Below are 22,625 nucleotides of genomic sequence, written 5' to 3' on the forward strand. Positions count from 1 at the left end.
ACCGGGGCTGAGGGGGGTGGGGTGAGGGGTGGGTGGGGGTGGGTGGGGTCATCGGGGGGTCCGGAGGGTGGCGTGGAGGGCCTGGAGCGGGCGGACCTGCATGTCGCCGCGGATGCGGGCCTCGATGCCCATGACCGCGGCGGCGGCACCGGGGACCGTGGTGATGCAGGGGATGTCCGCGGTCACCGCGGCGCTGCGGATCTCGTAGCCGTCGGAACGGGCGCTGGCACCGGAACCCTGCGGGGTGTTGATCACCAGAGCGATCCGACCGTTGCGGATCAGCGACACCGCGTCGTCGTCGGAGCCGGCCTCGTAGTGCTTGGGGGCCAACTCGCAGGCGATGCCGTGCCGACGCAGCACCTCGGCGGTACCGGCCGTCGCGACGATCTCGAAGCCCAGATCGGCCAGGCGCTTCACCGGGAAGATCATGCTGCGCTTGTCGCGGTTCGCCACCGAGACGAAGATCTTGCCCTGGGTCGGCAGGTCCCCGTACGCGGCCGACTGGGACTTGGCGAAGGCGTACCCGAAGGCGGTGTCGATGCCCATCACCTCGCCGGTCGACTTCATCTCCGGGCCGAGCAGCGAGTCCACCCCCTTGCCGGCCGGGGTGCGGAAGCGCTTGAAGGGCAGGACCGCCTCCTTGACCGCGACCGGGGCGTCCAGCGGCAGGGTGCCACCGTCCCCGGTCGCCGGCAGCAGACCCTCGGCCCGCAGTTCGGCGATGGTCGCCCCGAGGGCGATCCGGGCCGCCGCCTTGGCCAGCGGCACCGCGGTGGCCTTGGAGACGAACGGCACCGTACGCGAGGCGCGCGGGTTGGCCTCCAACACGTACAGGGTGTCGTCCTTCAGCGCGTACTGCACGTTGAGCAGGCCGCGTACCCCGACGCCCCGGGCGATCGCCTCGGTGTACCGGCGGACCTGCGCCACATGCGAGCCGGCCAGGGTGATCGGCGGCAGGGCGCAGGAGGAGTCGCCGGAGTGGATGCCCGCCTCCTCGATGTGCTCCATCACACCGCCGAGGTACACCTCCCCGTCGGCGTCACAGAGGGCGTCCACGTCGATCTCGATGGCGTCGTCGAGGAACCGGTCGACCAGCACCGGGTGATCCGGGGAGATGTCCGTGGCCCGCCCGATGTAGTCACGCAGGGTGGCGTCGTCGTAGACGATCTCCATCCCTCGCCCGCCCAGCACGTACGACGGCCGGACCAGCACCGGGTAGCCGATCTCGTCGGCGATCTCCTTGGCCTCCTCGTACGAGGTGGCGGTGCCGTGCTCCGGGGCCCGCAGACCGGCCCGGGCCAGCAGTGCCCCGAAGGCGCCCCGCTCCTCGGCCAGGTGAATCGACTCCGGGGAGGTACCGACCACCGGCACCCCGGCGTCCTTGAGCCGCTGCGCCAACCCGAGCGGGGTCTGCCCGCCCAGTTGCACGATCACGCCCACCACGCCCGGCCCACCGGCCGCCCGACCGGAGGAGTCCTCCGCGTGCCAGACCTCCACCACGTCCTCGAAGGTCAACGGCTCGAAGTAGAGCCGGTCGGCGGTGTCGTAGTCGGTGGAGACCGTCTCCGGGTTGCAGTTGACCATCACGGTCTCGAAACCGGCGCCGGAACCCGTACCGCGCAGCGCCTGCACCGCGTGCACGCAGGAGTAGTCGAACTCGATGCCCTGCCCGATCCGGTTCGGCCCGGAACCGAGGATCAGCACCTTCGGCCGGTTCGAGCCGACCACCTCTGTCTCCGCGTCGTACGAGGAGTAGTGGTACGGGGTGGTGGCCTCGAACTCGGCGGCGCAGGTGTCCACCGTCTTGTAGACCGGTCGGATCCCCAGCCGGTGACGCAGGATCCGTACCCCGTCCTCGGCGGCCAGTTCGGGACGCAACGCGGCCAACTGGCGGTCGGACAGGCCAGCCCGCTTGGCCTGGTGCAGCAGCTCACCGTCCAGCACCGGGGCGGCCACGATCTCCGCGCGCAACTCCACCAACGCGGCGATCTGGTCCACGAACCAGGGGTCGATCCCACCGGAGGCCGCGGTGACCTCCGCGATCGAGGCACCCAGGCGCAGCGCCCGCTCCACCGTGTAGAGCCGACCGTCGTGCGGGGTGGCCAGGGCGGCGAGGGTGTTCTCCTTGGTCGCGCCGGCCGGGTCGGGCACCGTCCAGAACCCGGCGGCCTTGGTCTCCATGGACCGCATCGCCTTGTTCAGGGCCTCGCTGAAGTTGCGGCCGAGACTCATCGCCTCGCCGACGGACTTCATCGTGGTGGTCAGCTCCGGATCCGCGCCGGGGAACTTCTCGAAGGCGAACCGGGGGATCTTCACCACCACGTAGTCCAGGGTCGGCTCGAAGGCCGCCGGGGTCTTGCGGGTGATGTCGTTCGGGATCTCGTCGAGGGTGTAGCCGATGGCCAGCTTCGCGGCGATCTTCGCGATCGGGAAGCCGGTCGCCTTGGAGGCCAGCGCCGAGGAGCGGGACACCCGGGGGTTCATCTCGATGACCACGATCCGCCCGTCGGCCGGGTTGATCGCGAACTGGATGTTGCAGCCGCCGGTGTCCACCCCGACCTCCCGCAGCACCGCGATGCCCAGGTCACGCAGGCGCTGGAACTCGCGGTCGGTGAGGGTCATGGCCGGTGCCACGGTCACGCTGTCGCCGGTGTGCACGCCCATCGGGTCGATGTTCTCGATCGAGCAGACCACCACCACGTTGTCGTGGCGATCCCGCATGAGTTCGAGCTCGTACTCCTTCCAGCCGAGCACGCTCTCCTCGATCAGCACCTCGTGCACCGGGCTGGCGGCCAGCCCCGAGCCGGCGATGCGGTCCAGGTCCTCGTCGGTGTGCGCCATGCCGGAGCCGAGGCCACCCATGGTGAACGACGGCCGGATCACCACCGGCAGGCCCAGCTCACCGACGGTCTCGCGGACCTCGTCCATCGAGTGGCAGACCCTTGAGCGGGGCACCAGGCTCGTCGGATCCGCCATGCCGAGCCGTACGCCCGCCTTGGCCACGATGTCCTTGAACAGCTGCCGGTCCTCGCCGCGACGGATCGCGTCGATGTTGGCGCCGATCAGCTCGACACCGTACTTCTCCAGCACCCCGGCCTCGTGCAGGGCTACCGCGGTGTTCAACGCGGTCTGCCCGCCGAGGGTGGGCAGCACGGCGTCCGGCCGTTCCTTGGCGATGACCAGCTCGACGAACTCCGGGGTGATCGGCTCGACGTAGGTGGCGTCGGCGAACTCCGGGTCCGTCATGATCGTGGCCGGGTTCGAGTTGACCAGGCTGACCCGGATCCCCTCGCTGCGCAGCACCCGGCAGGCCTGGGTGCCGGAGTAGTCGAACTCGCAGGCCTGACCGATGACGATCGGCCCGGAGCCGATCACCAGGATGTGCTTGAGATCGTCGCGCTTAGGCATTGCTGCGCCCCTTGCTGTGGTTCCGGCCCTCGATCAGTTCGGCGAAACGGTCGAAGAGGTAGTCCGCGTCGTGCGGACCGGCCGCCGCCTCCGGGTGGTACTGCACGGTGAACGCCGGGACCTCCAGGGCCCGCAGCCCCTCGACCACGTTGTCGTTGAGGCAGACATGGCTGACCTGTACGCCCCCGAACTCGGTCTCGATGACCTGGTCGGGCACGACCGCACCCTGGGCCACCCCGGGCACCTGCACGGCGAAGCCGTGGTTGTGGCTGGTCACCTCGACCTTGCCGGTCATCCGGTCCAGCACCGGCTGGTTGATGCCCCGGTGGCCGTAGCCGAGCTTGTAGGTGCCGAAGCCCAGCGCCCGGCCGAGGATCTGGCTGCCGAAGCAGATGCCGAACAACGGCACCTTCCGACGCAGCACCTCACGGGCCAGCTTGACCGGCCCGTCGGCGGTGGCCGGGTCACCCGGGCCGGGTGAGAAGAAGACCGCGTCCGCCCCGGTGGCCAGCAGATCCTCGATGGTCGCCGTCACCGGCAGCACGTGGGTGGTCACCCCCCGGGCGGCGAGCCGACGCGGCACGTTGCGCTTGATGCCCAGGTCCAACGCGGCCACCGTGAACCGGTGCTCCCCCTCGGCGGGCACCACGTACGGCGCGGTGGTGCTCACCTCGGCGGACAGGTCCGAGCCCACCATGTGCGGCGACTGACGGACCCGGGCCAGCAGGGCCCGGGGGTCGTCGTCGATGCTGGAGATGCCGACCCGCATGGCGCCCCGGTCGCGCAGGTGCCGGGTCAACGCCCGGGTGTCCACCCCGCTGATGCCGACGATCCCCTCGGTGGCCAGCCGGTCCTCCAGCCCGCCGGTGGCGCGCCAGTTGGAGCTGATCCGCGCCGGGTCCCGCACCACGTAGCCGGCCACCCAGATCCGCCGGGACTCGTCGTCGGAGTCGTTGACACCGGTGTTGCCGATGTGCGGGGCGGTCTGCACCACGACCTGCCGGTGGTACGAGGGGTCTGTCAGGGTCTCCTGGTAACCGGTCATCCCGGTGTTGAAGACCGCCTCACCGAAGGTCTCCCCGACGCTGCCGTAGGCCTCGCCGTGGAAGGTGCGCCCGTCCTCCAGGACGAGAATCGCCGGACGCCTACGACTCATGCCGCGCCTCCGATCCGGACGACGTTGCTCCGCTGGGCTGCGCTCACTTGAGTCCGCCTTTCGTTCGCGACTGCGGGACTCCGCTCCGCTACATTCCTCACGCTCACCGGACTGCCTTTCCGTCCAGGACCGTCGCCTCGCCGCGCAGGAAGGTCGCCACGATGCGACCCGGCAGCGTCATCCGGGCGTACGGGGTGTTGCGGCTGCGACTGGCCGACTCCGCCGGGTCGATCGTCCGGCGGGCCGCCGGGTCGACCAGGGTCAGGTTGGCCGGGGCTCCGGGGGCGGGGTCGTGCCCGTGCTCGGTCAGCCCGGCGATGCGGGCCGGGGTGCGGGACATCCGCTCGGCGATCAGATCCCACTCGGGGCCGAGCACCTCGAGGGCGATCGACAGCGCCGTCTCCAGCCCGAGCATCCCCGGGCGGGCGTACGCCCACTCGCACTCCTTGTCCTCCACGGCGTGCGGAGCGTGGTCGGTGGCGATGATGTCGATCACCCCCTCGACCAGCGCGGCCCGCAGGGCGGCGATGTCCGTGGCGGTCCGCAGCGGCGGGTTGACCTTGTACACCGGGTCGTAGGTCTCCGCCCGGCTGTCGGTGAGCAGCAGGTGGTGCGGGGTCACCTCGGCGGTGACCCGGACCCCCCGCGCCTTGGCCTGGCGCAGCACCTCGACACTGCCCGCGGTGGAGAGGTGGCAGACGTGCAGCCGACTGCCGACGTGCTCGGCCAGCAGCACGTCCCGGGCGATGATCGCCTCCTCGGCCACGGCCGGCCAGCCGGTCAGGCCCAACCGGGTGGAGACCTCACCCTCGTGCATCTGCGCGCCCTCGGTGAGCCGGGGCTCCTCGGCGTGCTGGGCGATGATGCCGTCGAAGGCCTTGACGTACTCCAGGGCCCGGCGCATCAGCCGGGGATCGGCCACACAGTGCCCGTCGTCGGAGAAGATCCGCACCCGGGCGGCGGAGTCGGCCATCGCCCCCAACTCGGCCAGGCGCTCGCCGGCCAGCCCGACGGTGACCGCGCCGATCGGCTGCACGTCGACCAGCCCGGCCTCCCGGCCGAGCCGCCAGACCTGCTCGACCACTCCGGCGGTGTCGGCCACCGGGGAGGTGTTGGCCATCGCGCAGACCGCGGTGTAGCCGCCCAGCGCCGCCGCCCGGGAACCGGTCTCCACGGTCTCGGCGTCCTCCCGCCCGGGCTCGCGCAGGTGGGTGTGCAGGTCGACCAGGCCGGGCAGGGCCACCAGCCCGGTGGCGTCGAGCACGGTGGCCTCCGGCGCGGACAGCCCCGGGCCGGCCTCAGCGACCACCCCGTCGCGCAGCAGCAGGTCGGTAGGTGCCGCGCCGAGCACACTGACGTTCTTGAGCAGGTACGAGTTCACCGGTTGTTTCCCCCGAGCAGCAGGTAGAGGACGGCCATCCGCACGGAGACCCCGTTGGTGACCTGTTCGACGATGGTGGAGCGGGGCGAGTCGGCCACCTCCGGAGTGATCTCCATGCCCCGGTTCATCGGACCGGGGTGCATGACGATCGCGTGCTCCGGCAGCCGGCGCATCCGGGTGCCGTCCAGGCCGTAGCGGCGGGCGTACTCGCGGGCGGAGGGGAAGTAGGAGTCACCCATCCGCTCCCGCTGCACCCGCAGCATCATCACCACGTCCGTCGAGGGCAGCACGGCGTCGAGGTCGTAGCAGACGGCGGTGCCGGGGGCCAGGGCGGCGACGATGTCGATCGGGATCAGGGTGGGCGGTCCGACCAGGGTGACCTTGGCACCGAGGGTGGACAGCAGCAGCACGTTCGACCGGGCCACCCGCGAGTGCAGCACGTCACCGACGACCGCCACCGACAGGCCGGCCAGCCGGCCCATCCGGGAGCGCATGGTGTACGCGTCCAGCAGCGCCTGGGTGGGATGCTCGTGGGTACCGTCGCCGGCGTTGACCACTGAACCGTCGACCCAGTCGGCGAGCCGGTGCGGGGCGCCGGAGGCCGGGTGCCGGACGACCACCGCGTCGGCCCCCATCGCCTGGAGGGTCAGCGCGGTGTCCTTGAGGCTCTCCCCCTTGGCGACGCTGGACCCCTTGGCGGAGAAGTTGATCACGTCGGCGCTGAGCCGCTTGGCCGCCGCCTCGAAGGAGATCCGGGTCCGGGTGGAGTCCTCGTAGAAGAGGTTGACCACCGTGCGTCCGCGCAGCGCGGGCAACTTCTTGACCTCACGGCCGGAGACGGCTGCCATCTCCGCGGCGGTGTCCAGGATCTGTAGGGCGGTGTCGGCGTCGAGGTCGGCGCCGGAGAGCAGGTGCCTGATCATGAGAGGGCGTCCTCCGCGTAGAGCCGGACCTCGTCGGCGCCGTCGGTCTCGGCGAGGGTCACCTTCACGCTCTCGGCCAGGGCGGTGGGGATGTTCTTGCCGACGTAGTCGGCGCGGATCGGCAGTTGCCGGTGGCCCCGGTCGACCAGCACCGCGAGCTGCACCGACGCCGGCCGCCCCAGGTCGCCCAGCGCGTCGAGGGCGGCGCGCACCGTGCGGCCGGAGAAGAGCACGTCATCGACGAGGATCACCCGCATGCCGTCGATCCCGCCGGGCGGCACCTGGGTCGGGCCGACCGCCCGGGTGGCGTTGCGCCGCAGGTCGTCGCGGTACAGGGTGATGTCGAGCACCCCGACGGGCACCGCTATGCCTTCGAAGGCGTTGATCCGGTCGGCGAGTCGGCGGGCCAGCGGAGCGCCTCGGGTCGGCACACCGAGCAGTACGGTGTCCGACGCCCCCTGGGTCTTCTCCAGGATCTGGTGGGCGATCCGGTCGACGACTCGCTGCACCTCGGCGCTGGTCAAAATCACCTTCACCGAGGGTTGTCGCGGCGGCGACGGATGGGCAGCCGGTGGGTAGGCCACGGCGGACCTCCTTCCCCGCCTCACGGGACGGGTCGTTAAAGGATGTCGGATCCTCCAGGTCAGCCGGGTTGCGGCCGGCGGGAAGGCTTGGGCCACGTTACCAGTGGTCGTTGCCGTGACCACGGTCGGGCATGAGTGGCTCAGGCCACGTCGTCGGGGACCGGTCGACGTATCGGTTCAGCGGGCAGAACGGGACAAGTCGACCGGGGTGCCCAACTGGAGAGTCAGCACCACTTGACCACGTTTCCGAATCCCCGTACCGTCACGCTCCGTAGCGATCGCTGGGAGAACCCCGAGCAGCACTGGGAGTGTCCGAATGCCCTCTGAATACGCCAAGTCTCTGGGCGCCCGCCTGCGCTCCATCCGCCAGCAGCAGGGCCTGTCCCTGCAGGGCGTGGAGGAGAAGTCGAACGGGCGCTGGAAGGCGGTTGTGGTCGGCTCGTACGAGCGCGGCGACCGGGCCGTCACGGTGTCCCGCTTGGCCGAGTTGGCCGAGTTCTACCGCGTCCCGGTCTCGGAGCTGCTGCCGGACGGCAGTGGGGTGCGGCACGAGCCCACCAGCAAGATCGTTCTGGACCTGGAGCGGCTCTACGACGAGGCCAGCGAGGAACTCGCCTACGTGGCTCGGTACGCCCGGGCCATCCAGCAGCAGCGCGGTGACTACAACGGTCGGGTGCTGTCGATCCGCGCCGACGACCTGCGGGCACTCGCGATCGTCTACGACGCCTCCCCCTCCGGCCTGATCGAGCGGCTGACCGAGCACGGCGTGCTGGTCGCCGACCCCCGGGCATTCTTCGCCTCCTGAACCCCCGCAGCACGAAAGGCCCGCGCCGGACGGCGCGGGCCTTCGTTCGTTGCGGTCGCCCTCCTCGTGACCGGCGGCCACCCCGGTCGCCGAGCGCACCCCTGGCGGGGTCGATCAGCGGCCAGGGGTCACCGGGTGGCGTACTCGGCGATGCGGCCGAGCAGGCCGTTGAGGAACCGGGGCGAGTCGTCCGTGGACATCTGCCGGGCCAACTCCACGGCCTCACTGATCGCCACCGCGTCGTCGATCTCGTCGATGTAGAGCAGCTCGTAGACCGCAATCCGGGCGAGGTTACGGTCCACCACCGGCATCCGGTCCAGGGTCCAGCCCTCGGCGTAGCTGGCGATCAACTCGTCGATCCGGTCCAGGTGACCGGCCACCCCCTCGACCAGGCCGACCGCGTACCCGAGATGGTCCGGGCGCGGCTTCTCGATCCGCTCGATGTAGCCGGCCAGCACCTCGACCGGCGGACGATCACGCAGGTCGGCCTCGAAGAGCACGTCCAGCGCCCGCTTGCGCGCCTTGCGGCGCGCCGGCATCTGCTGCTTCGGACCCTCGGCCATCAGGCGCGGCCGAGGTAACGGCCGTCGCGGGTGTCGACCTTGATCTTCTCGCCGGTGGTGATGAAGAGCGGCACCTGTACGGTCGCGCCGGTCTCCACCGTCGCCGGCTTGTTGCCACCGGTGGACCGGTCACCCTGAAGGCCCGGCTCGGTGTAGGTGATCTCCAGCACCACCGAGGTCGGCAGCTCGACGTAGAGCGGCACCCCCTCGTGGGTGGCCACGGTCGCCTCGGCCTCCGGCAGCAGGTAGTTCGCGGCGTCGCCGACCGTGGCGCCCGGAACGGTGATCTGGTCGAAGGTCTCCATGTCCATGAAGACGTAGTCTTCGCCGTCGGCGTAGAGGTACTGCATGGTGCGCTTGTCCACGGTCGCGGTCTCGACCTTGGTGCCCGCGTTGAAGGTCTTGTCGACGACCTTGCCGGAGAGCACGTTCTTCAGCGTGGTACGCACGAACGCACCACCCTTACCGGGCTTGACGTGCTGGAACTCAACGACGGCCCAGAGCTCCCCGTCGAGGTTGAGTACCAGGCCGTTCTTCAGGTCGTTGGTGGTGGCCATTTCCTGCCTTGATCGTCATTTGGCGGACAGACCTAGCAAGTCTACTAGCCGGGTGCGGACCCACCGGCCGTCCCCTCTGCTCATCGAGGTCCCGCCCACCACCGTCGGTAACCCCTCCCTCCCCCGCAGTCCCACCCCTCCCGCCCTTTGCTCTGCTTCAACCCACACAACGGTCACAGTCTGTGACAACAAGGCCGCGCCTTGCGCCAACCCTCGGCACGATGGCGCTGTTCAGGGGCCATTGCGTCCGTTGAAGCAGTGCGAAGGAGGCAGGGGGTGGTAGGAGGGGAGGTCAGGATCTCACTCAGCGCGACGAGAGCGGAGGGTAGTCGCGGTGCCCAACGCCTCTGCGGCTGAGAGGTCAGCCGTGCTGGTCGCGGCGGTTGGCCAGGTGGTGCAGGGCCAGGCGGTAGCCGTCCACACCGAGCCCGCAGATCACCCCGGTCGCCACCGCCGAGACGACCGAGTGGTGCCGGAACTGCTCCCGCGCGTGGATGTTGGACAGGTGCACCTCCACCAGCGGCCCCCGCAGCATGGCGCAGGCGTCCCGTACCGCGATGGAGTAGTGCGACCAGGCTGCCGGGTTGAGCACCACGGCGGCGCCCTCGTCCGCGGCCGCGTGCAGCCAGCCGAGCAGTTCGTGCTCGGCGTCGGTCTGCCGTACGACGACCTCCAGGCCCAGCTTCCGCCCGGTCGTCTCGCAGAGCTGCACCAGGTCGGCGTAGCTGGTCGCCCCGTAGACCTCCACCTGGCGGGTGCCCAGGCGGCCCAGGTTGGGTCCGTTGAACACGTACACCCTCATGCCGATCCACCTTCCGGTGCCGACACCGCGGCGTAGGCGGATCGCAGCAGGTCGTCGTCGGGCCCCTCCAACAGCGCCGGACGGGCCGGCCCGTCGAGCACCACGAACCGCAGCAGGTTGCCGCGGGCCTTCTTGTCGACCCGCATGGTCTCCAGCAGTCGGGGCCAGGCCTCGGCCGCGTACCGGGTGGGCAGGTCGAGGGCGGTCAGCACCGCGCGGTGCCGGGCGGCGGTGTCGGCGTCCAGTCGGCCGGCGAGGCGGGCCAGTTCGGCGGCGTAGACCAGGCCGACCGAGACCGCGTGGCCGTGCCGCCAGCGGTACCCCTCGACCTTCTCGATCGCGTGGGCCAGGGTGTGCCCGTAGTTGAGCACCTCGCGTACGCCGGACTCGCGCAGATCTCCCCCGACCACCTCGGCCTTGACCCGGATTGCCCGCTCGATCAGCTCCCGGGTCACCGGGCCGGTGGGGTCGACGGCCCCGGCCGGGTCCCGCTCGACCAGGTCCAGGATGGCCGGGTCGGCGATGAAGCCGCACTTGATCACCTCGGCCAGGCCGGCGGCCAGGTCCACCGGTGGCAGGGTGTCCAGGGTGCTGAGGTCGGCCAACACCCCCACCGGGGGGTGGAAGGCGCCGACCAGGTTCTTGCCGGCCGTGGTGTTGATGCCGGTCTTGCCGCCCACCGCCGCGTCGACCATGCCGAGCAGGGAGGTGGCCACCGGCACCCACCGCACCCCGCGCAGCCAGCAGGCGGCCACGAACCCGGCCAGGTCGGTGACCGCGCCACCGCCCACCCCGATCACCGCGTCGGTACGGGTGAAACCGGCCGCCCCGAGCCGGTCCCAGCAGGCCGCCGCCACATCGACATGTTTGCCGGCCTCGGCGTCGGGCACCTCGATCGGCAGCGGAGTCAGCCCGGCGGCACCGAGCCGGTCGGAGATCGCATCGGCCAACTCCTTCAGCGGCGGGGCGTGCAGCACCGCCACCCGGGTGGCGTCGGGCAGCAGACCGGGCAGCGTGTCGAGCAGGCCACGGCCGACCAGCACGTCGTACGGCTGCTCGCCGCCGACCGGAATCCGGGTCACCTTGTCCATCGCCGGGAGCCTAGCCCACCGATGACCGCCTCGACCGGATCCGTCCGGGGGTGCCCGAGGTGTGGAACGCAGGTTTACCACTGCCCGCACGGGGCAGGGCAGCACCATCGCAGACCACCAGGGAGACGGCATGACCGAGCGAACGATCGACGGGGCCGACATCCGGCTGCCGGCCACCATCCTCGGCGTCGGGCTCGGCGGATTCGTCGACGGCATCCTGCTGCACCAGGTGCTCCAGTGGCATCACCTGCTCAGCAACACCGGTGCCGACAACATCGGCATCCGCGAGTACCCGGTGGACACCGTGGCCGGGTTGCAGATGAACACCCTGTGGGACGGCCTCTTCCACGTGGTCACCTGGGTGGCGGTGCTGACCGGGCTGGCGATGCTCTATGCCCGGGTGACCCGGTCCCGAGGACGGCTGTGGCGCTCGCCGATGCTGTGGGGCTGGGCGCTGATCGGGTGGGGACTGTTCAACCTGGTCGAGGGCATCGTCGACCATCACCTGCTGGCCATCCACCACGTCCGCCCCGGGCCACACCAGCTCTGGTGGGACCTCGGTTTCCTCGCCCTGGGGGTGCTGCTGATAGTGGTCGGTCTGCTGGTGCAGCGCCGGGCCACCGCGGTGGACCTCTGCGAGGATTCGTCGACCGTACGTCGACACCGATGAGCCTGGCGCACACCGCGCAGCACCCCACTGCGGTCGGCCCGGCGCTGCTCGTACCCCTGGTGGTGGGTTGGTGTTACCTGGCTGCCGCACTGCGGCAGCGCGAACCGGACCGGACGGGCTGGAGCCACTGGCGTACGGCGGCCTTCGCCGCCGGGTGCGCCCTGGTCGCCACCGCCCTGCTGCTGCCGGTCGACGGGTTCGCCGGACACATGTGGCAGCACCTGCTGCTCGGGATGCTCGCGCCGTTGGGTCTGGTGCTCGGCGCCCCCGGCACCCTGGCCCTGCGTACGGTCGACCGGCGGTTCGGGCGGGCGGCGCTGCGGGCGCTGGGGCATCCGGTGGCGCGGACGCTTCTGCACCCGGTCACCGGGCTGCTGCTCACCGCCGGTGGGCTGTGGCTGCTCTACCTGACGCCCCTGTACCGGGCCACCCTCAGCAGCCCGGCGCTGCACGACCTGGTCAACCTGCACTTCCTGCTCAGCGGGTTGCTGTTCACCTGGTCGATCGCCGGTCCGGAGCCCTACCGGCACCGGGCCCGCGTACCGGTGCGGCTGGTGGTGCTCGGCGCCGCGATCGTCGCGCACGCCGGCCTGGCCCAACTGTTGTACGCGGGACTGCTGGTCGAGGTACCCGCCCCGCCGGAGGCGCTGCGGGCCGGTGCGGCGGTGATGTACTACGGCGGTGACCTGGCCGAGATCCTGCTGGCCCTGGCCCTGCTGGCCAGTTGGCGCCCGCAGCCGCGCCGGGTGCCGACACCGGCACCCGCGCGAGCGGCTACTTGAGCAGGGGGAGGATCTCGGCGGCGATCTCGGCGGGGGTGCGGCCGTCGGTCACCACGGTCTCGGTCGCCACCTCGGCGTAGAGGGGGCGACGCTGATCCAGCAGGTACTTCAGGGTGGCCCGTGGGTTGATCGCCAGCAACGGACGCCCGACACCCAGGCCCACCCGCTTCACCGCGTCGGTCAACTCCACCGACAGGTGCACCACCCGGTGCCCGATCAGCGCGCCGCGGGTCGCCTCGTCCAGCACCGCCCCTCCGCCGAGGGCCAGCACTCCCTCGCAGGAGGCCAGGGCCGCGGCCACGGCCGCCCGTTCCAGGGCCCGGAAGTGTTCCTCGCCCTCGTCGACGAAGATCTCCGGGATCGGCTTGCCGGCCTGGCGTTCGATGTCGGTGTCGGTGTCGCGGAACTCCACCCCCAACTCGGCGGCGAGGAGCTGCCCGACGGTGGTCTTGCCGGAGCCGGGGGCACCGACCAGCACACAGACCGGACGGGTCGGACCGGTCACCGGATCACCAGCGCGTCCAGGTAGCCGGCCAGGTTGCGGCGCATCTCGGCGATCGAGTCGCCGCCGAACTTCTCCACCGCCGCCTCGGCCAGCACCAGCGCCACCATCGCCTCGGCGACGACGGCGGCGGCCGGTACCGCGCAGACGTCGGAACGCTGGTTGATCGCGGTGGCCGGCTCACCGGTGGTGATGTCGACAGTGGCCAGGGCCCGGTTCAGCGAGGAGATGGGCTTCATGGCGGCCTTGACCCGCAGCGGCTCGCCGGTGGTGATGCCGCCCTCCAGGCCGCCGGCCCGGTCGGTGACCCGGCGTACCCCGGTGGCGGTGTTGATGATCTCGTCGTGGGCCTCGGAGCCCCGCGAGCGGGCCTGCTGCCAGCCGTCGCCGATCTCCACACCCTTGATCGCCTGGATCGACATCAGGGCGGTGGCCAGCCGGGCGTCGAGCTTGCGGTCCCACTGCACGTGGCTGCCCAGGCCGGGCGGCACACCGTAGGCCAGCACCTCGACCACCCCGCCCAGGGTGTCGGCGGCCTTCTTCGCGGCGTCGACCTCGGCGACCATTCGGGCGCTGGCCTCCGAGTCGAGGCAGCGCAGGGGGTCGGCGTCGATGCGCTCGGCGTCCTCCGGTCGGGGTCGCAGCCCCGGCTTGACGCTCACCGGCCCCAACTCCACGACGTGCGAGACGATCTCCACGTCGAGGGCCTGCCGCAGCAGCGCCTTGGCCACCGTGCCGACAGCCACCCGGGCGGCGGTCTCCCGCGCGCTGGCCCGCTCCAGGATCGGCCGGGCGTCCGTGTGGCCGTACTTCTGCATGCCGGCCAGGTCGGCGTGGCCCGGCCGGGGTCGGGTCAGCGGGGCGTTACGGGCCTGACTGGCCAGCTCCTCGGGGTCGACCGGATCGGCGGCCATCACGGTGCGCCACTTGGGCCACTCGGAGTTGCCGACCCGGATGGCGACCGGGCTGCCCAGGGTCACCCCGTGCCGCAGGCCGCCGATCACCTCGACCTCGTCCTGCTCGAAGGCCATCCGTGCCCCCCGGCCGTAGCCGAGCCGGCGGCGGGCCAGCTCCCCGGCGATCTCGGTGGTGGTCACCTCGATCCCGGCCGGCACCCCCTCCAGTAACGCGACGAGGGCGGGTCCGTGCGATTCCCCTGCGGTCAACCAGCGCAACACAGCCATGAGTGTGTCACGCCCGGTGTCCGCCGCCCCGCACGGTCCCGCCCTACGGACTCACCGGCCCGGACCTGGGCGTACGCCGAGGTCGCAGGGGCCGCGCCGGCGCCACACCCGCGTGCGGCGCCAGCGTGTGCGCTACCTACGGATCGCGATGATCGACTTGGTCAGGCCCAGCAGGCGTTCGGCGCGGATGGTGGCGTCCGGGAACAGGTACTGCATCTCCGCCCGACCGATCAGCTCCGTGGTGAGCACCTGCCGCATCGCCGCGTCGTAGGACTTGCCGGGGGTGTACGCCAACGGCCATTTGCGGGCCACGAAGGCCCGGGCCGGCACCGGCAGGAACTGCATGCCGGGGGCCACCCAGTGCGGCTCCACCGGAAAGTACCGGTAGGGGGTCTGCACCCAGTAGGCCGGTGCCATCTCCCGGATCGCCTCCGCCATCCGGCGCCGACGTTCATGGCCCCCGACATGCTCCAGCACGCTGTTGCTGAAGACCAGGTCGTACCGGCGGCTGAGGATCTCCTTCGGCAGCTCGCAGGCATCGGCGTGATCGGCCTCGGCCCAGTCGGGCAACTGCGCCGGCAGGGGCTCGAGGTTGACGACATGTACGCGGGCCGGGCGGACCGGCACCTTGGTCCAGCTCTCCACCCGGCCGCCGAGGTCCAGGACGCTCATCTCGGCGAGGTCGGGGAAGGTCTGCGACAACCAGGCAGCCCGTTGGGCACGCCGTCGTGCCCCGTAGGAGTCGGGTGAGTCGACCAGACGGAATCTGAGCGAGTGAAGTGCCATCGACATGTGATCCTTCGGTAGGGGTGAAGGTGGAGTGGAGCGGCGGCGACGGTCACCCGCTGTCCGCCCTCCGGTCAGATGCCCCGGCCGCGCTTGTGCAGGGTGCGCAGGACGGCGTCGGCCCGGACCACCCGGCCGGCCACCGCCAGCGCCAGGTACGCCCGCGGCTCACGCGGATTGCGGCGGATGGTCTGCCGAGCCCAGCGCAGAGCCCCCCGGGGGTCTCCGGAGGCGGCTCGGGCGAAGGCGATCTGCCCGGTGACCCGGGCCTGTCCCGCCGGCTGGGTGGCGAACTCGGGATAGCGGTCCAGCAGCCACTGCAACGCCTCGGAGATGGTGTCCCAGCGCTGGGCGAAGTACGACCGCTTGTGCCAGCGCACCAGCACGTACGGGGTGCGCAGGTTGACCAGCGGGGCGCTGCGGGCGGCCCGCAGCAGGAACTCGTAGTCCTCGGCGTAGCTGCCCGGGATCTCCTCGTCGACCAGCCCGAACCCGTCGCGCAGGGCCGCCGCCCGAATCAGGAAGGTCGACGGGTGCAGCTCGGTCATCCGGTCCCGCAGCAGATCGGCCAGGCTGATCGAGTCTCGTTCCAATACCCGCTCGACGGTGCGCCCGTCGTAGCTGACCCGGATGCCGCAGCTGACGAACTCGGCCCCGGGCACCGCGTTCAGGGCCTCGACCTGGGCCGCCAGCTTGCCCGGCAGCCACTCGTCGTCGTCGTCGCAGAAGGCGATCAGATCGCCGGTGGCGGCCATGGTTCCGGAGTTGCGGGCCCCGGCCAGTCCCGGGGTGCGGGTGTTGGTCACCACCCGGACCGGCCGGTCCGGGGCGGACAACTCGGCCAGGGCGGGGTCCGGCTCGGACTGGTCGAACACCACGACCGTCTCGACCTGCCCCGGATACTCCTGCCCGACGATGGCCCGCACCGCCGCCCGGAGCAGTTCGGGACGGTCCCGGGTGGGAACGACGGCGGTGACGCTCGGGTACGCGGTCATTGCTTGTGCCTTCCGTTCGGGCCGGGCCTGCGCCACGGCCGCCATCGGGGCCGGTGACGCCGCTGCGCGGCCTCGGCCACCAACTCCTCGACGATCACGCCCACCCGGCGTACCGCGGCGCGTTGCGCCTCGGCCGCCTCGGCGTCCACCGTCACCGCGAACCGGCCCGGGTCGGCCAGCCCGGCGGTCAGCGCCGCCAGCAGTTCCTGCCGGGACTCGCAGAGCACCACCAGGCCGGCCGCGCCGAGGCGGCGGGCGAACAGCTGCTGGTGGTTGTCGACATGCTCGCCAAGGCTCGGGTCCCGGGGCACCACGATCGGCAGGTGCCCGTGCCGGCGGGCCTCCAGGATGGTCGCCGGACCACCGTGGCAGACCACCAGGTCGGCCCCGGCCATCGCGGTCTGCAACTCGGCGTGCCCGAGGAAGGGCACCGCGTCCGGCAGGCCATCGACCCGGGTGTGGCCGTGCTGCACGGTCAACACCACCTCGTCGGCGACCTCGGGGTACCACTCCCGCAGCCAGCCGACCAGCCGGTCGAAGGGATGCTTGTCGGTGCCGACCGCCACCAGCAGTTGGGCCCGGCCGACCCGGCCACTCTCACGGGGGGCCGGGATGAGCACCTCGGCCCGGTCCCCGACTCCGCCGAACTGCTCGTCCGTGCGGGTCGCCTCGCCGCTCACAGCAGGGTCCCGACGACTGTGGCCTCCGGGTACTGGCGGCGCTGCTCCTCCCACTGCACGAGCATCTTCGACAGGAAGGGCCGACACAGCCGAGCGGTCAGCGTCGGGGTGTCGATCCGGTCGTAGACCTCGATGTAGACCGTCGGGATCCGGCGTAGCCGGGCCAGCACGACGAAGGGCAGGGCCACCCCGGCCCCGGTGGTCACCACGGCGGCGATCCGCCGTCGGCGCAGCACCCGGGCCGCCAGCAGGGTGTTGCGCAGCAGGTTGCGCAGGTTCCGGGTGGTCGGATGGTAGGCCGGGATCAGGTCCTCCCCGGCCAGCAGGGACACCGCCTCCGGGGTGTCGAAGGTCACCCAGCAGCGTTGCCAGGTCTCGTACCAGGGTTTCAGGGCGAGCAGTTGGGCCAGATGCCCACCGCTCGACCCGACCAGCAGCAACTGTGACCGCTGCCCGTCGTTGTCGAAGTTGTCCACGCGACTCCCCACAAGTCCGCTGTGCCTGCACCGGGTCGGGTCGCACCCCCAGCGGTGGCCCGACCGTCTCTCACTGTCGTTTCTCGATGACGTCCAGCAACGCCGGATGCAACGCCGGATTCCAGCCGGCACCGGCGTCGGCCAGACGCCAGGTACGCAGCCACATCTCCACCAGGTAGGCGTCGGCGACCAGACGGCGGCGGGCCGGGTCCAGACCCAGCCGGTCGCCGTACCGGTCCAGCCATCGCCGTACCTGCTCGGCCGCGGTCGCGGCCGGTTCACCCCGCAACACCAGGGAGCGCTGGAACGCGTCATGGGCCAGGTCGAACCCGACCGGTACGTCCGGCCCGCTGTGCTCCCAGTCCCAGGCGACCAGCCCACCGGAGTGCCTACCGAGATTCCACGGCACCCAGTCGCCGTGCCAGTGGCCGAACTCGACGGCCACCTCCCCGTGCCGTCGGGCCAGGTCGGCCACGGCCGCCACCGCCCGGCCCCCGGTGGCCGGGTCCTGCTCGGCCGCCCGCTGGGCCTGCGCGGTCAACCGGGCCAGGAAGGAGGAGCCGGCCAGAGGGCGGGCCGGTGCCGGAGTCCGGCCCCGGCGGGCCACCGCCAGCAGGGCCGCCAGCTCCGGTTCGGCCTCGACCGGCATTCCGCGTACCCCGGTGGGCAGCGGCTCGACCAGGGCGACCGCCTGCCCGGCCCAGCTCGTCTCGGCCAGCAGCCGGGGGGTACCCGGATGCCCGGCGGTGCCGGCCACCTCGGCCACCTCGCGCAGGGCCGCCGCCTCGGCGGTGACCAGGGCCCGGGTGGCCTCGTTCCAGCCGATCTTGGCGTAGCCGCGCGGGGTACCGGCGTGGTCGAACAGTTGCAGGGTCGGCTTGTGGTTGGGGTCCGGGGGACGCACCCCGCAGGCCGCGTACGCCCTGGCGCCACCCAACTCGGCGGCCAGCCGCTCGGCGAGCAGCACCTCGGTCGGGTCCAGGGCGGTCGGCACGGCGACGGTCAGCACCGGAAACGGGGCCCGGGCCAGCATCCCGGAGCGCGCCGCCACCCCCAGTGCCGCCCGCACGGCCCGCACCTTCACCGGCCGCAACGCGTTGTACGCCAACAGCGCCGCCGCCGTGGCCCGGGAGGAGCCCAGCGGCAGCAGGAACCGGGCCCGGTCCACCGAGGGGACGACGGCGTAGCGGGCCACCACGGTGTGCCCGGCCGGGGCCGGGGCGTCCACGGCCAGGGCTATCCGCTCGTCGCCGAAGACGGCCCGGGTGACCCACCCCAGTCCGTCCGCACGGGTCCGCAGGTCCCCCGGGGCGGTCACCGCAACGCCCCGGGTTGGCACCCGATGGCACCGGTCGGCCTCACGAGACCTGGTCCGGCCAGTCCAGGTGCAGCCCGAGTCGCTGCCGCAACGCCTCGTTGTACGGGCGGTAGTACTCCGTCAACTCGGCGCGCAACGCCGGTTCCAGGGGTGCCGAACGCCGATCGTTGTAGACCTTGAAGTCGGGCAGGTCGTACGCGGGCAGCCCGAGGAAGTCCAGGGTGCGCCGGTAGGTGGCCCGGGCGTCGCGGTACAGGTCCTCGCTGGGCAGAAAGAGCAGTTGTCCCCGGTCGAAGTGGGTAAGCCACGGCTCCAGGTGCTCCAGGTAGCGGCCCCGGGCCCGGTAGGTGTGCCAGTCGTAGGCCTCACTGAAGTACTCCGGCTCGGCGATCAGCCGCTCCCGCTCCCCCGCCGTACGCTCCGGTTCGGCGGCCAGCGCGGCGGCGAAGTCCAACGGTTCCACCCCGTTGGTACGCCGCTCCTTCCAGTGCGAGTACGCCCGCTCCACCGGATCGCGCAGCAACACGATGAGCTTCACCTGGGGCATCAGCGCGGCGACCCGCTGCGCGGCCAGCGGATGGAACATGTACAGCGGGGCGGCCTCACCCACCCGCACCGGACCACCGTGGCGGCTCTCCAGCGCCTCCCGGTGCCGCTGGGTCGGGAAGTGCGACCGGTACCAGGCCTCGCCCCGCCCCCAGTTCTCCTCGAAGTAGTGCGAGGACTTGGTGTTCCAGGCCGGGAAGAGGCGCGGCACCAGGGGATGCTGGATGAGGTAGTTCCACAGCGAGGTCGTACCGCCCCGCTTGGTGCCGATGATGAGGAAATCCGGCAGCGGCCGGCGGTCGCTGGTGCGTACCCCGTAATCGACGAGGCTCTCCCGCACCCGGCTCGTCACCTGGGTAGGCACCAACTGCTTCACCCGGTCGCGGATGGACGCCACGACGATGTCACCTGCCTTTCGAGGGTCGTGCCGAGGCGCTGGGCGCTCCGCCACGGATCTGCAACATGGTCGCCCGGATGCCGGCGCGCACCCGAGGCAACGTCAGCAAGCCGACGCAACCGGCGGCCAGCACGGCCAGGGCCACCGCCAGGCCGGCGATGCCCCGGCCGCCGACCAGCACGCCCAGGGTCGCGGCGGCGCCCACCCCGCCGGCGGTGATCAGTGCGGCCCGCACCATGCCCCGGTCGGTCAACGGCTGACCGACGACCAGGCGGGCGAAGGTCACCGCCATCAGGTTCTCCGTGACGATGCCCGCGGCCCAGGCCCAGGCCGCCCCGGTGGCCCCGTGGGCGGGGATCAGCAGCAGGCTCAGGGAGACCGTGACCGTCAGACCGGCCACGGTGGCCACGAGATGCAGCCCGCTGCGCCCGCTCATCAACAGCAGGCTCTGCACATTGCCTACTCCGGTGTTGACGAGCATGGCCAACGCGAGGACGGTCATCGCGGTGGCGCCACCGGCGAACCCGGACCCGAACAGGGCCAGGAAGCCCGCGCCGAAGACCGCCAGCAGCAGATACACCGGCCAGGACAGCACCAGCGCCCAGGTCGTCAACTGCCGGTGCAGGGCGGCGGCCGCGTCGTGGCGGTCCTGACCGAACAGCCGGGACAGTTGCGGCGACACCGCCACCCGCAGCCCCTGCATGGCGAGTTGACCGGCCAGGATGTAGCGGCTGACCGCGCCGAAGATGCCGGCCTCGGCCGCACCGGCGAGCATGGTGGTCAGCAGCACCCCGACCCAGACCGCGCCCGCGTCGATCGCCGCCGAGGCGGCCCGGGGCAGGGCGAACCGCCAGAAGGAGCCCCACTCCTCGGGCCGGGCCCGCAGCCGGGCCCCCCGGCCCAGCCCCAGTGGGCCGGCGACCAGCAGGAAGGTCACCAGCAGGGCGATCAGCGCCGGCACCGCCCAGCCGGTCAGGCCGGCCAGCAGGCCCCCGCCGGCCAGCAGCACGGCCGCGGCGATCAGCAGCGGTCGGGCGGTGGGCAGCAGGACCGACTGCACCGCCACGTACGCCCGCATCGGCCGCACGCTGCGCAGCACCGCGAACAGCAGGGTCATCACCACGACCACCGGCACGGCGGCGAAACTGACCCGCAGCAGGTCACCGCCCTCGGCGCCCGCGCCGTCCAGCAGTCGGCGGGCGAGCGGCTCGGCGGCGAGGATGCCGAGGGTGGCCACCGCCAGGGCGGCGGTCAGCGGCGGAATCAGCGCCACCGGCAGCATCCGGGCGGCGTCGCCCTGCGGACCGAGTCGACGCCGGGGCAGGCTCCAGATCAGTCCGGTCTCCGCGCCCAGCACGCACAGCGCGGCCGCCACGGTCACCACCCCGATCGTGGCGAAGAAGACCCCGGACCCCTCGGTGCCGTAGCCGCGGGTGATGACGACCACCAGCACGAAGCCCATCAGCCCGTTGACGGCGGCACCGAACAGCCCGGCGGCGCCACTGCGGGCGCCCCGGCGGGCCTCGGTGGCGGCAGGGTCCGAGGCCGGGTCAGCCGGGCCGCCGGTGGCGGGCGGCTGGGGAGCCGGCTGCACGGGGATGCTCATGAGTGCCCTCCGCTGGGCTGGGTGCGGGCCGACGGGACCACCGCGCCGCACCTGATGATCGGCTCGCTCATGCCACCGCCTCCGACGCCGCCGACGGCTGGGGCAGGGCCGGGCCGGGCGGTCGGGCCTCCCGTTCCACCAGGGCCATGGAGAGGGCGATGGCGAAGAAGGCCACCGCGAGGTTCGGGCTGGCCATGCCGTAGAACGGCACCTGCACGAGACACACCACCGGCACCACCGCCAGCCACTGCCCGGCCGCCGACCGGGCCCGGGCGCAGAGCACCGCCGCGAGCACGAACCACCCCAGGAAGAACAGCAACGCCGGTACGCCGTGACAGAACAGCACCATCCACAGCTGCCCCTGGGTGCCCACCGGAACGGGTGCGCTGATCGTGTCGACCGTGGCCGGTGACCCGTAACCGAGCCAGGGTGACTCCGCCACCCGCCGCAGCACCTCCCCGTAGAGGGCGAACCGGTCGCTGTTGGTGTCGCTGGACTCGACCCGGTTGTCGATCAGCTCGGTGACCGGAATGAACAGGGCGGCCAGTCCGCCGATGAGCAGCACACCGACCACGGAGGCGCCGACCCGGATGTTGCCGCGCCGGGCGGCCCGCAGCCCGAGCACCAGCAGACCCGCCCCGAGGCTGACGAACATCGTCCGGTTGAGGGTGAGGAAGGCCGGGGCCAGCGACAGCGGCAGGGAGACGATCAACGCCCAGCGCAGCAGGCCGTGCCGGCGGAGCATGACGAAGGCCACCACGCAGGGCAGGGTCATCGCGTACGCGCTGCCGTAGTTGTTGGTGTACGGGAACGGCGCCGAGGGCCGGAAGATGGGGTTCAGCGAGCGGGGACTGAACTCGCTGGCCCGGACCCGTACCAGGTCCTGGATGTAGGGGTTGCCGGAGACCCCACCGGGCAGCAGCATCTCCATCGGTGTGCTGAGGCTGAACCGGGGCATCAGCACCCCCAACCAGCCGAGCAGGACCAACCCGAACCAGAACAGGCAGATCGGCACCAGCAGGGCGGCCAGGTCGATGCCCTGCCGCGCCACCGCGTACACGTAGACGCCCACCACCAGGGCGGTCACGTAGAAACCCAGCCGCAGGCCGAAGGCGAGCAACGAGCCGACCGAGGTCAGTTGGGTGGCGCTGACCACGACCAACGCCAGGAACAACAACCACACCCCGGTGGCCGGCGGCAACGGCACCCGACCCCGCACCAGCAGCAGGGCCAGCAACACCGCGCCCAGCAACGACCAGCCCAGATAGAAGGCCCCGGCCGCCCACCAGACCGGCACCAGCCCGAACATCACCACCAGCGGCCACACCGGCAGCCGGGGCAGCGTCGGGGCGGCCAGCCGGGTCACCGGTCGCTCGCCAGCGGGCTCCTCGACCGACGGCGGGCTGAGGATGG

At 71.8% G+C, this 22,625-nt stretch carries 22 protein-coding genes; 3 read left to right on the forward strand and 19 right to left on the reverse strand.

Annotated features, from left to right (window positions below; translation table 11 throughout):
• Nucleotides 1–48 precede the first annotated feature (48 nt).
• The 5 genes from carB to pyrR all read right to left on the reverse strand — a co-directional run bounded on the left by carB (nucleotide 49) and on the right by pyrR (nucleotide 7,452).
• Nucleotides 49–3,408, reverse strand: a complete 3,360-nt coding sequence (carB, locus tag ACLQ2T_RS19495; protein ID WP_425767780.1) for a carbamoyl-phosphate synthase large subunit — start codon at nucleotides 3,406–3,408, stop codon at nucleotides 49–51.
• Nucleotides 3,401–4,564, reverse strand: coding sequence for a glutamine-hydrolyzing carbamoyl-phosphate synthase small subunit (carA, locus tag ACLQ2T_RS19500; protein ID WP_425767781.1), 1,164 nt, complete (start codon nucleotides 4,562–4,564; stop codon nucleotides 3,401–3,403). Before carA ends, carB begins: the two co-directional genes overlap by 8 nt.
• 103 nt (nucleotides 4,565–4,667) lie before the next feature.
• Complete coding sequence (locus ACLQ2T_RS19505; protein WP_425767782.1) at nucleotides 4,668–5,945, reverse strand: dihydroorotase; 1,278 nt, start codon at nucleotides 5,943–5,945, stop codon at nucleotides 4,668–4,670.
• Nucleotides 5,942–6,868, reverse strand: coding sequence for an aspartate carbamoyltransferase catalytic subunit (locus ACLQ2T_RS19510; RefSeq protein ID WP_425767783.1), 927 nt, complete (start codon nucleotides 6,866–6,868; stop codon nucleotides 5,942–5,944). Before ACLQ2T_RS19510 ends, ACLQ2T_RS19505 begins: the two co-directional genes overlap by 4 nt.
• A complete protein-coding gene (gene pyrR / locus ACLQ2T_RS19515) occupies nucleotides 6,865–7,452 on the reverse strand; it encodes a bifunctional pyr operon transcriptional regulator/uracil phosphoribosyltransferase PyrR (RefSeq protein ID WP_327026749.1) in 588 nt (195 codons plus the stop codon). The genes ACLQ2T_RS19510 and pyrR overlap by 4 nt, the downstream gene beginning before the upstream one ends.
• Before the next feature lie 316 nt (nucleotides 7,453–7,768).
• Here pyrR and ACLQ2T_RS19520 point away from each other — a divergent pair, with 316 nt between their 5' ends.
• Nucleotides 7,769–8,257 (forward strand): transcriptional regulator BldD, encoded by a 489-nt coding sequence (locus tag ACLQ2T_RS19520; protein WP_117229180.1) that lies wholly within the window; start codon nucleotides 7,769–7,771, stop codon nucleotides 8,255–8,257.
• 128 nt (nucleotides 8,258–8,385) lie between these two features.
• Here ACLQ2T_RS19520 and nusB read toward each other — a convergent pair whose 3' ends face one another.
• From nusB to aroB, 4 genes are all read right to left on the reverse strand, one after another.
• The gene (nusB, locus tag ACLQ2T_RS19525; RefSeq protein WP_357532106.1) at nucleotides 8,386–8,796 is read right to left on the reverse strand and encodes a transcription antitermination factor NusB; all 411 of its coding nucleotides are present in this window, start codon (nucleotides 8,794–8,796) and stop codon (nucleotides 8,386–8,388) included.
• Nucleotides 8,797–8,819: 23 nt separating this feature from the next.
• The gene (efp, locus tag ACLQ2T_RS19530; protein WP_327026750.1) at nucleotides 8,820–9,377 is read right to left on the reverse strand and encodes an elongation factor P; all 558 of its coding nucleotides are present in this window, start codon (nucleotides 9,375–9,377) and stop codon (nucleotides 8,820–8,822) included.
• A 361-nt stretch (nucleotides 9,378–9,738) separates the two neighbouring features.
• Nucleotides 9,739–10,179 (reverse strand): type II 3-dehydroquinate dehydratase, encoded by a 441-nt coding sequence (gene aroQ, locus ACLQ2T_RS19535; protein ID WP_425767784.1) that lies wholly within the window; start codon nucleotides 10,177–10,179, stop codon nucleotides 9,739–9,741.
• Nucleotides 10,176–11,270, reverse strand: a complete 1,095-nt coding sequence (gene aroB, locus ACLQ2T_RS19540) for a 3-dehydroquinate synthase (RefSeq protein ID WP_425767785.1) — start codon at nucleotides 11,268–11,270, stop codon at nucleotides 10,176–10,178. Before aroB ends, aroQ begins: the two co-directional genes overlap by 4 nt.
• 130 nt (nucleotides 11,271–11,400) lie before the next feature.
• Here aroB and ACLQ2T_RS19545 point away from each other — a divergent pair, with 130 nt between their 5' ends.
• Both ACLQ2T_RS19545 and ACLQ2T_RS19550 read left to right on the forward strand, forming a co-directional pair.
• Nucleotides 11,401–11,940, forward strand: a complete 540-nt coding sequence (locus ACLQ2T_RS19545; protein WP_425767786.1) for a DUF2243 domain-containing protein — start codon at nucleotides 11,401–11,403, stop codon at nucleotides 11,938–11,940.
• On the forward strand, nucleotides 11,937–12,722 hold the full coding sequence (locus tag ACLQ2T_RS19550; RefSeq protein ID WP_425767787.1) for a cytochrome c oxidase assembly protein: 786 nt from the start codon (nucleotides 11,937–11,939) through the stop codon (nucleotides 12,720–12,722). Before ACLQ2T_RS19545 ends, ACLQ2T_RS19550 begins: the two co-directional genes overlap by 4 nt.
• Here ACLQ2T_RS19550 and ACLQ2T_RS19555 read toward each other — a convergent pair.
• The 10 genes from ACLQ2T_RS19555 to ACLQ2T_RS19600 form a co-directional block, all read right to left on the reverse strand.
• Entirely contained in the window at nucleotides 12,715–13,227 is a 513-nt protein-coding gene (locus ACLQ2T_RS19555) for a shikimate kinase (RefSeq protein WP_425767788.1), read from the reverse strand. The two genes, ACLQ2T_RS19550 and ACLQ2T_RS19555, sit on opposite strands and share 8 nt — an antisense overlap.
• The gene (gene aroC / locus ACLQ2T_RS19560) at nucleotides 13,224–14,402 is read right to left on the reverse strand and encodes a chorismate synthase (protein WP_425767789.1); all 1,179 of its coding nucleotides are present in this window, start codon (nucleotides 14,400–14,402) and stop codon (nucleotides 13,224–13,226) included. Before aroC ends, ACLQ2T_RS19555 begins: the two co-directional genes overlap by 4 nt.
• A gap of 138 nt (nucleotides 14,403–14,540) precedes the next feature.
• A complete protein-coding gene (locus ACLQ2T_RS19565) occupies nucleotides 14,541–15,194 on the reverse strand; it encodes a methyltransferase domain-containing protein (protein ID WP_425767790.1) in 654 nt (217 codons plus the stop codon).
• Nucleotides 15,195–15,268: 74 nt separating this feature from the next.
• On the reverse strand, nucleotides 15,269–16,189 hold the full coding sequence (locus tag ACLQ2T_RS19570; RefSeq protein WP_425767791.1) for a glycosyltransferase family 2 protein: 921 nt from the start codon (nucleotides 16,187–16,189) through the stop codon (nucleotides 15,269–15,271).
• Complete coding sequence (locus ACLQ2T_RS19575) at nucleotides 16,186–16,809, reverse strand: glycosyltransferase (protein ID WP_425767847.1); 624 nt, start codon at nucleotides 16,807–16,809, stop codon at nucleotides 16,186–16,188. The genes ACLQ2T_RS19570 and ACLQ2T_RS19575 overlap by 4 nt, the downstream gene beginning before the upstream one ends.
• A 56-nt stretch (nucleotides 16,810–16,865) precedes the next feature.
• Nucleotides 16,866–17,345, reverse strand: a complete 480-nt coding sequence (locus tag ACLQ2T_RS19580; protein ID WP_425767792.1) for a UDP-N-acetylglucosamine--LPS N-acetylglucosamine transferase — start codon at nucleotides 17,343–17,345, stop codon at nucleotides 16,866–16,868.
• 70 nt (nucleotides 17,346–17,415) lie between these two features.
• Nucleotides 17,416–18,663 carry a hypothetical protein gene (locus ACLQ2T_RS19585; RefSeq protein WP_425767793.1) on the reverse strand — a complete coding sequence of 416 codons (1,248 nt, stop codon included), beginning with the start codon at nucleotides 18,661–18,663 and terminating at the stop codon, nucleotides 17,416–17,418.
• Between the two features lie 40 nt (nucleotides 18,664–18,703).
• A complete protein-coding gene (locus ACLQ2T_RS19590; protein ID WP_425767794.1) occupies nucleotides 18,704–19,606 on the reverse strand; it encodes a sulfotransferase domain-containing protein in 903 nt (300 codons plus the stop codon).
• 7 nt (nucleotides 19,607–19,613) lie between these two features.
• The gene (locus ACLQ2T_RS19595) at nucleotides 19,614–21,212 is read right to left on the reverse strand and encodes a lipopolysaccharide biosynthesis protein (RefSeq protein ID WP_425767795.1); all 1,599 of its coding nucleotides are present in this window, start codon (nucleotides 21,210–21,212) and stop codon (nucleotides 19,614–19,616) included.
• Between the two features lie 67 nt (nucleotides 21,213–21,279).
• On the reverse strand, nucleotides 21,280–22,623 hold the full coding sequence (locus tag ACLQ2T_RS19600; RefSeq protein WP_425767848.1) for an O-antigen ligase family protein: 1,344 nt from the start codon (nucleotides 22,621–22,623) through the stop codon (nucleotides 21,280–21,282).
• Nucleotides 22,624–22,625 lie beyond the last annotated feature (2 nt).

Origin of the sequence: Micromonospora sp. DT229, assembly GCF_049844505.1 — a bacterium.
In the GTDB taxonomy this organism is placed as follows: Bacteria; Actinomycetota; Actinomycetes; order Mycobacteriales; family Micromonosporaceae; genus Micromonospora.

Excerpts from the sequence above, each read along its gene's own strand:
- carB (WP_425767780.1), bottom strand. The coding sequence starts at position 3,408 with ATGCCTAAGCGCGACGATCTCAAGCACATCCTGGTGATCGGCTCCGGG.
- carA (WP_425767781.1), bottom strand. The coding sequence starts at position 4,564 with ATGAGTCGTAGGCGTCCGGCGATTCTCGTCCTGGAGGACGGGCGCACC.
- ACLQ2T_RS19510 (WP_425767783.1), bottom strand. The coding sequence starts at position 6,868 with ATGATCAGGCACCTGCTCTCCGGCGCCGACCTCGACGCCGACACCGCC.
- ACLQ2T_RS19520 (WP_117229180.1), top strand. The coding sequence starts at position 7,769 with ATGCCCTCTGAATACGCCAAGTCTCTGGGCGCCCGCCTGCGCTCCATC.
- nusB (WP_357532106.1), bottom strand. The coding sequence starts at position 8,796 with ATGCCGGCGCGCCGCAAGGCGCGCAAGCGGGCGCTGGACGTGCTCTTC.
- efp (WP_327026750.1), bottom strand. The coding sequence starts at position 9,377 with ATGGCCACCACCAACGACCTGAAGAACGGCCTGGTACTCAACCTCGAC.
- aroQ (WP_425767784.1), bottom strand. The coding sequence starts at position 10,179 with ATGAGGGTGTACGTGTTCAACGGACCCAACCTGGGCCGCCTGGGCACC.
- aroB (WP_425767785.1), bottom strand. The coding sequence starts at position 11,270 with ATGGACAAGGTGACCCGGATTCCGGTCGGCGGCGAGCAGCCGTACGAC.
- ACLQ2T_RS19545 (WP_425767786.1), top strand. The coding sequence starts at position 11,401 with ATGACCGAGCGAACGATCGACGGGGCCGACATCCGGCTGCCGGCCACC.
- ACLQ2T_RS19550 (WP_425767787.1), top strand. The coding sequence starts at position 11,937 with ATGAGCCTGGCGCACACCGCGCAGCACCCCACTGCGGTCGGCCCGGCG.
- ACLQ2T_RS19565 (WP_425767790.1), bottom strand. The coding sequence starts at position 15,194 with ATGGCACTTCACTCGCTCAGATTCCGTCTGGTCGACTCACCCGACTCC.
- ACLQ2T_RS19570 (WP_425767791.1), bottom strand. The coding sequence starts at position 16,189 with ATGACCGCGTACCCGAGCGTCACCGCCGTCGTTCCCACCCGGGACCGT.
- ACLQ2T_RS19595 (WP_425767795.1), bottom strand. The coding sequence starts at position 21,212 with ATGAGCATCCCCGTGCAGCCGGCTCCCCAGCCGCCCGCCACCGGCGGC.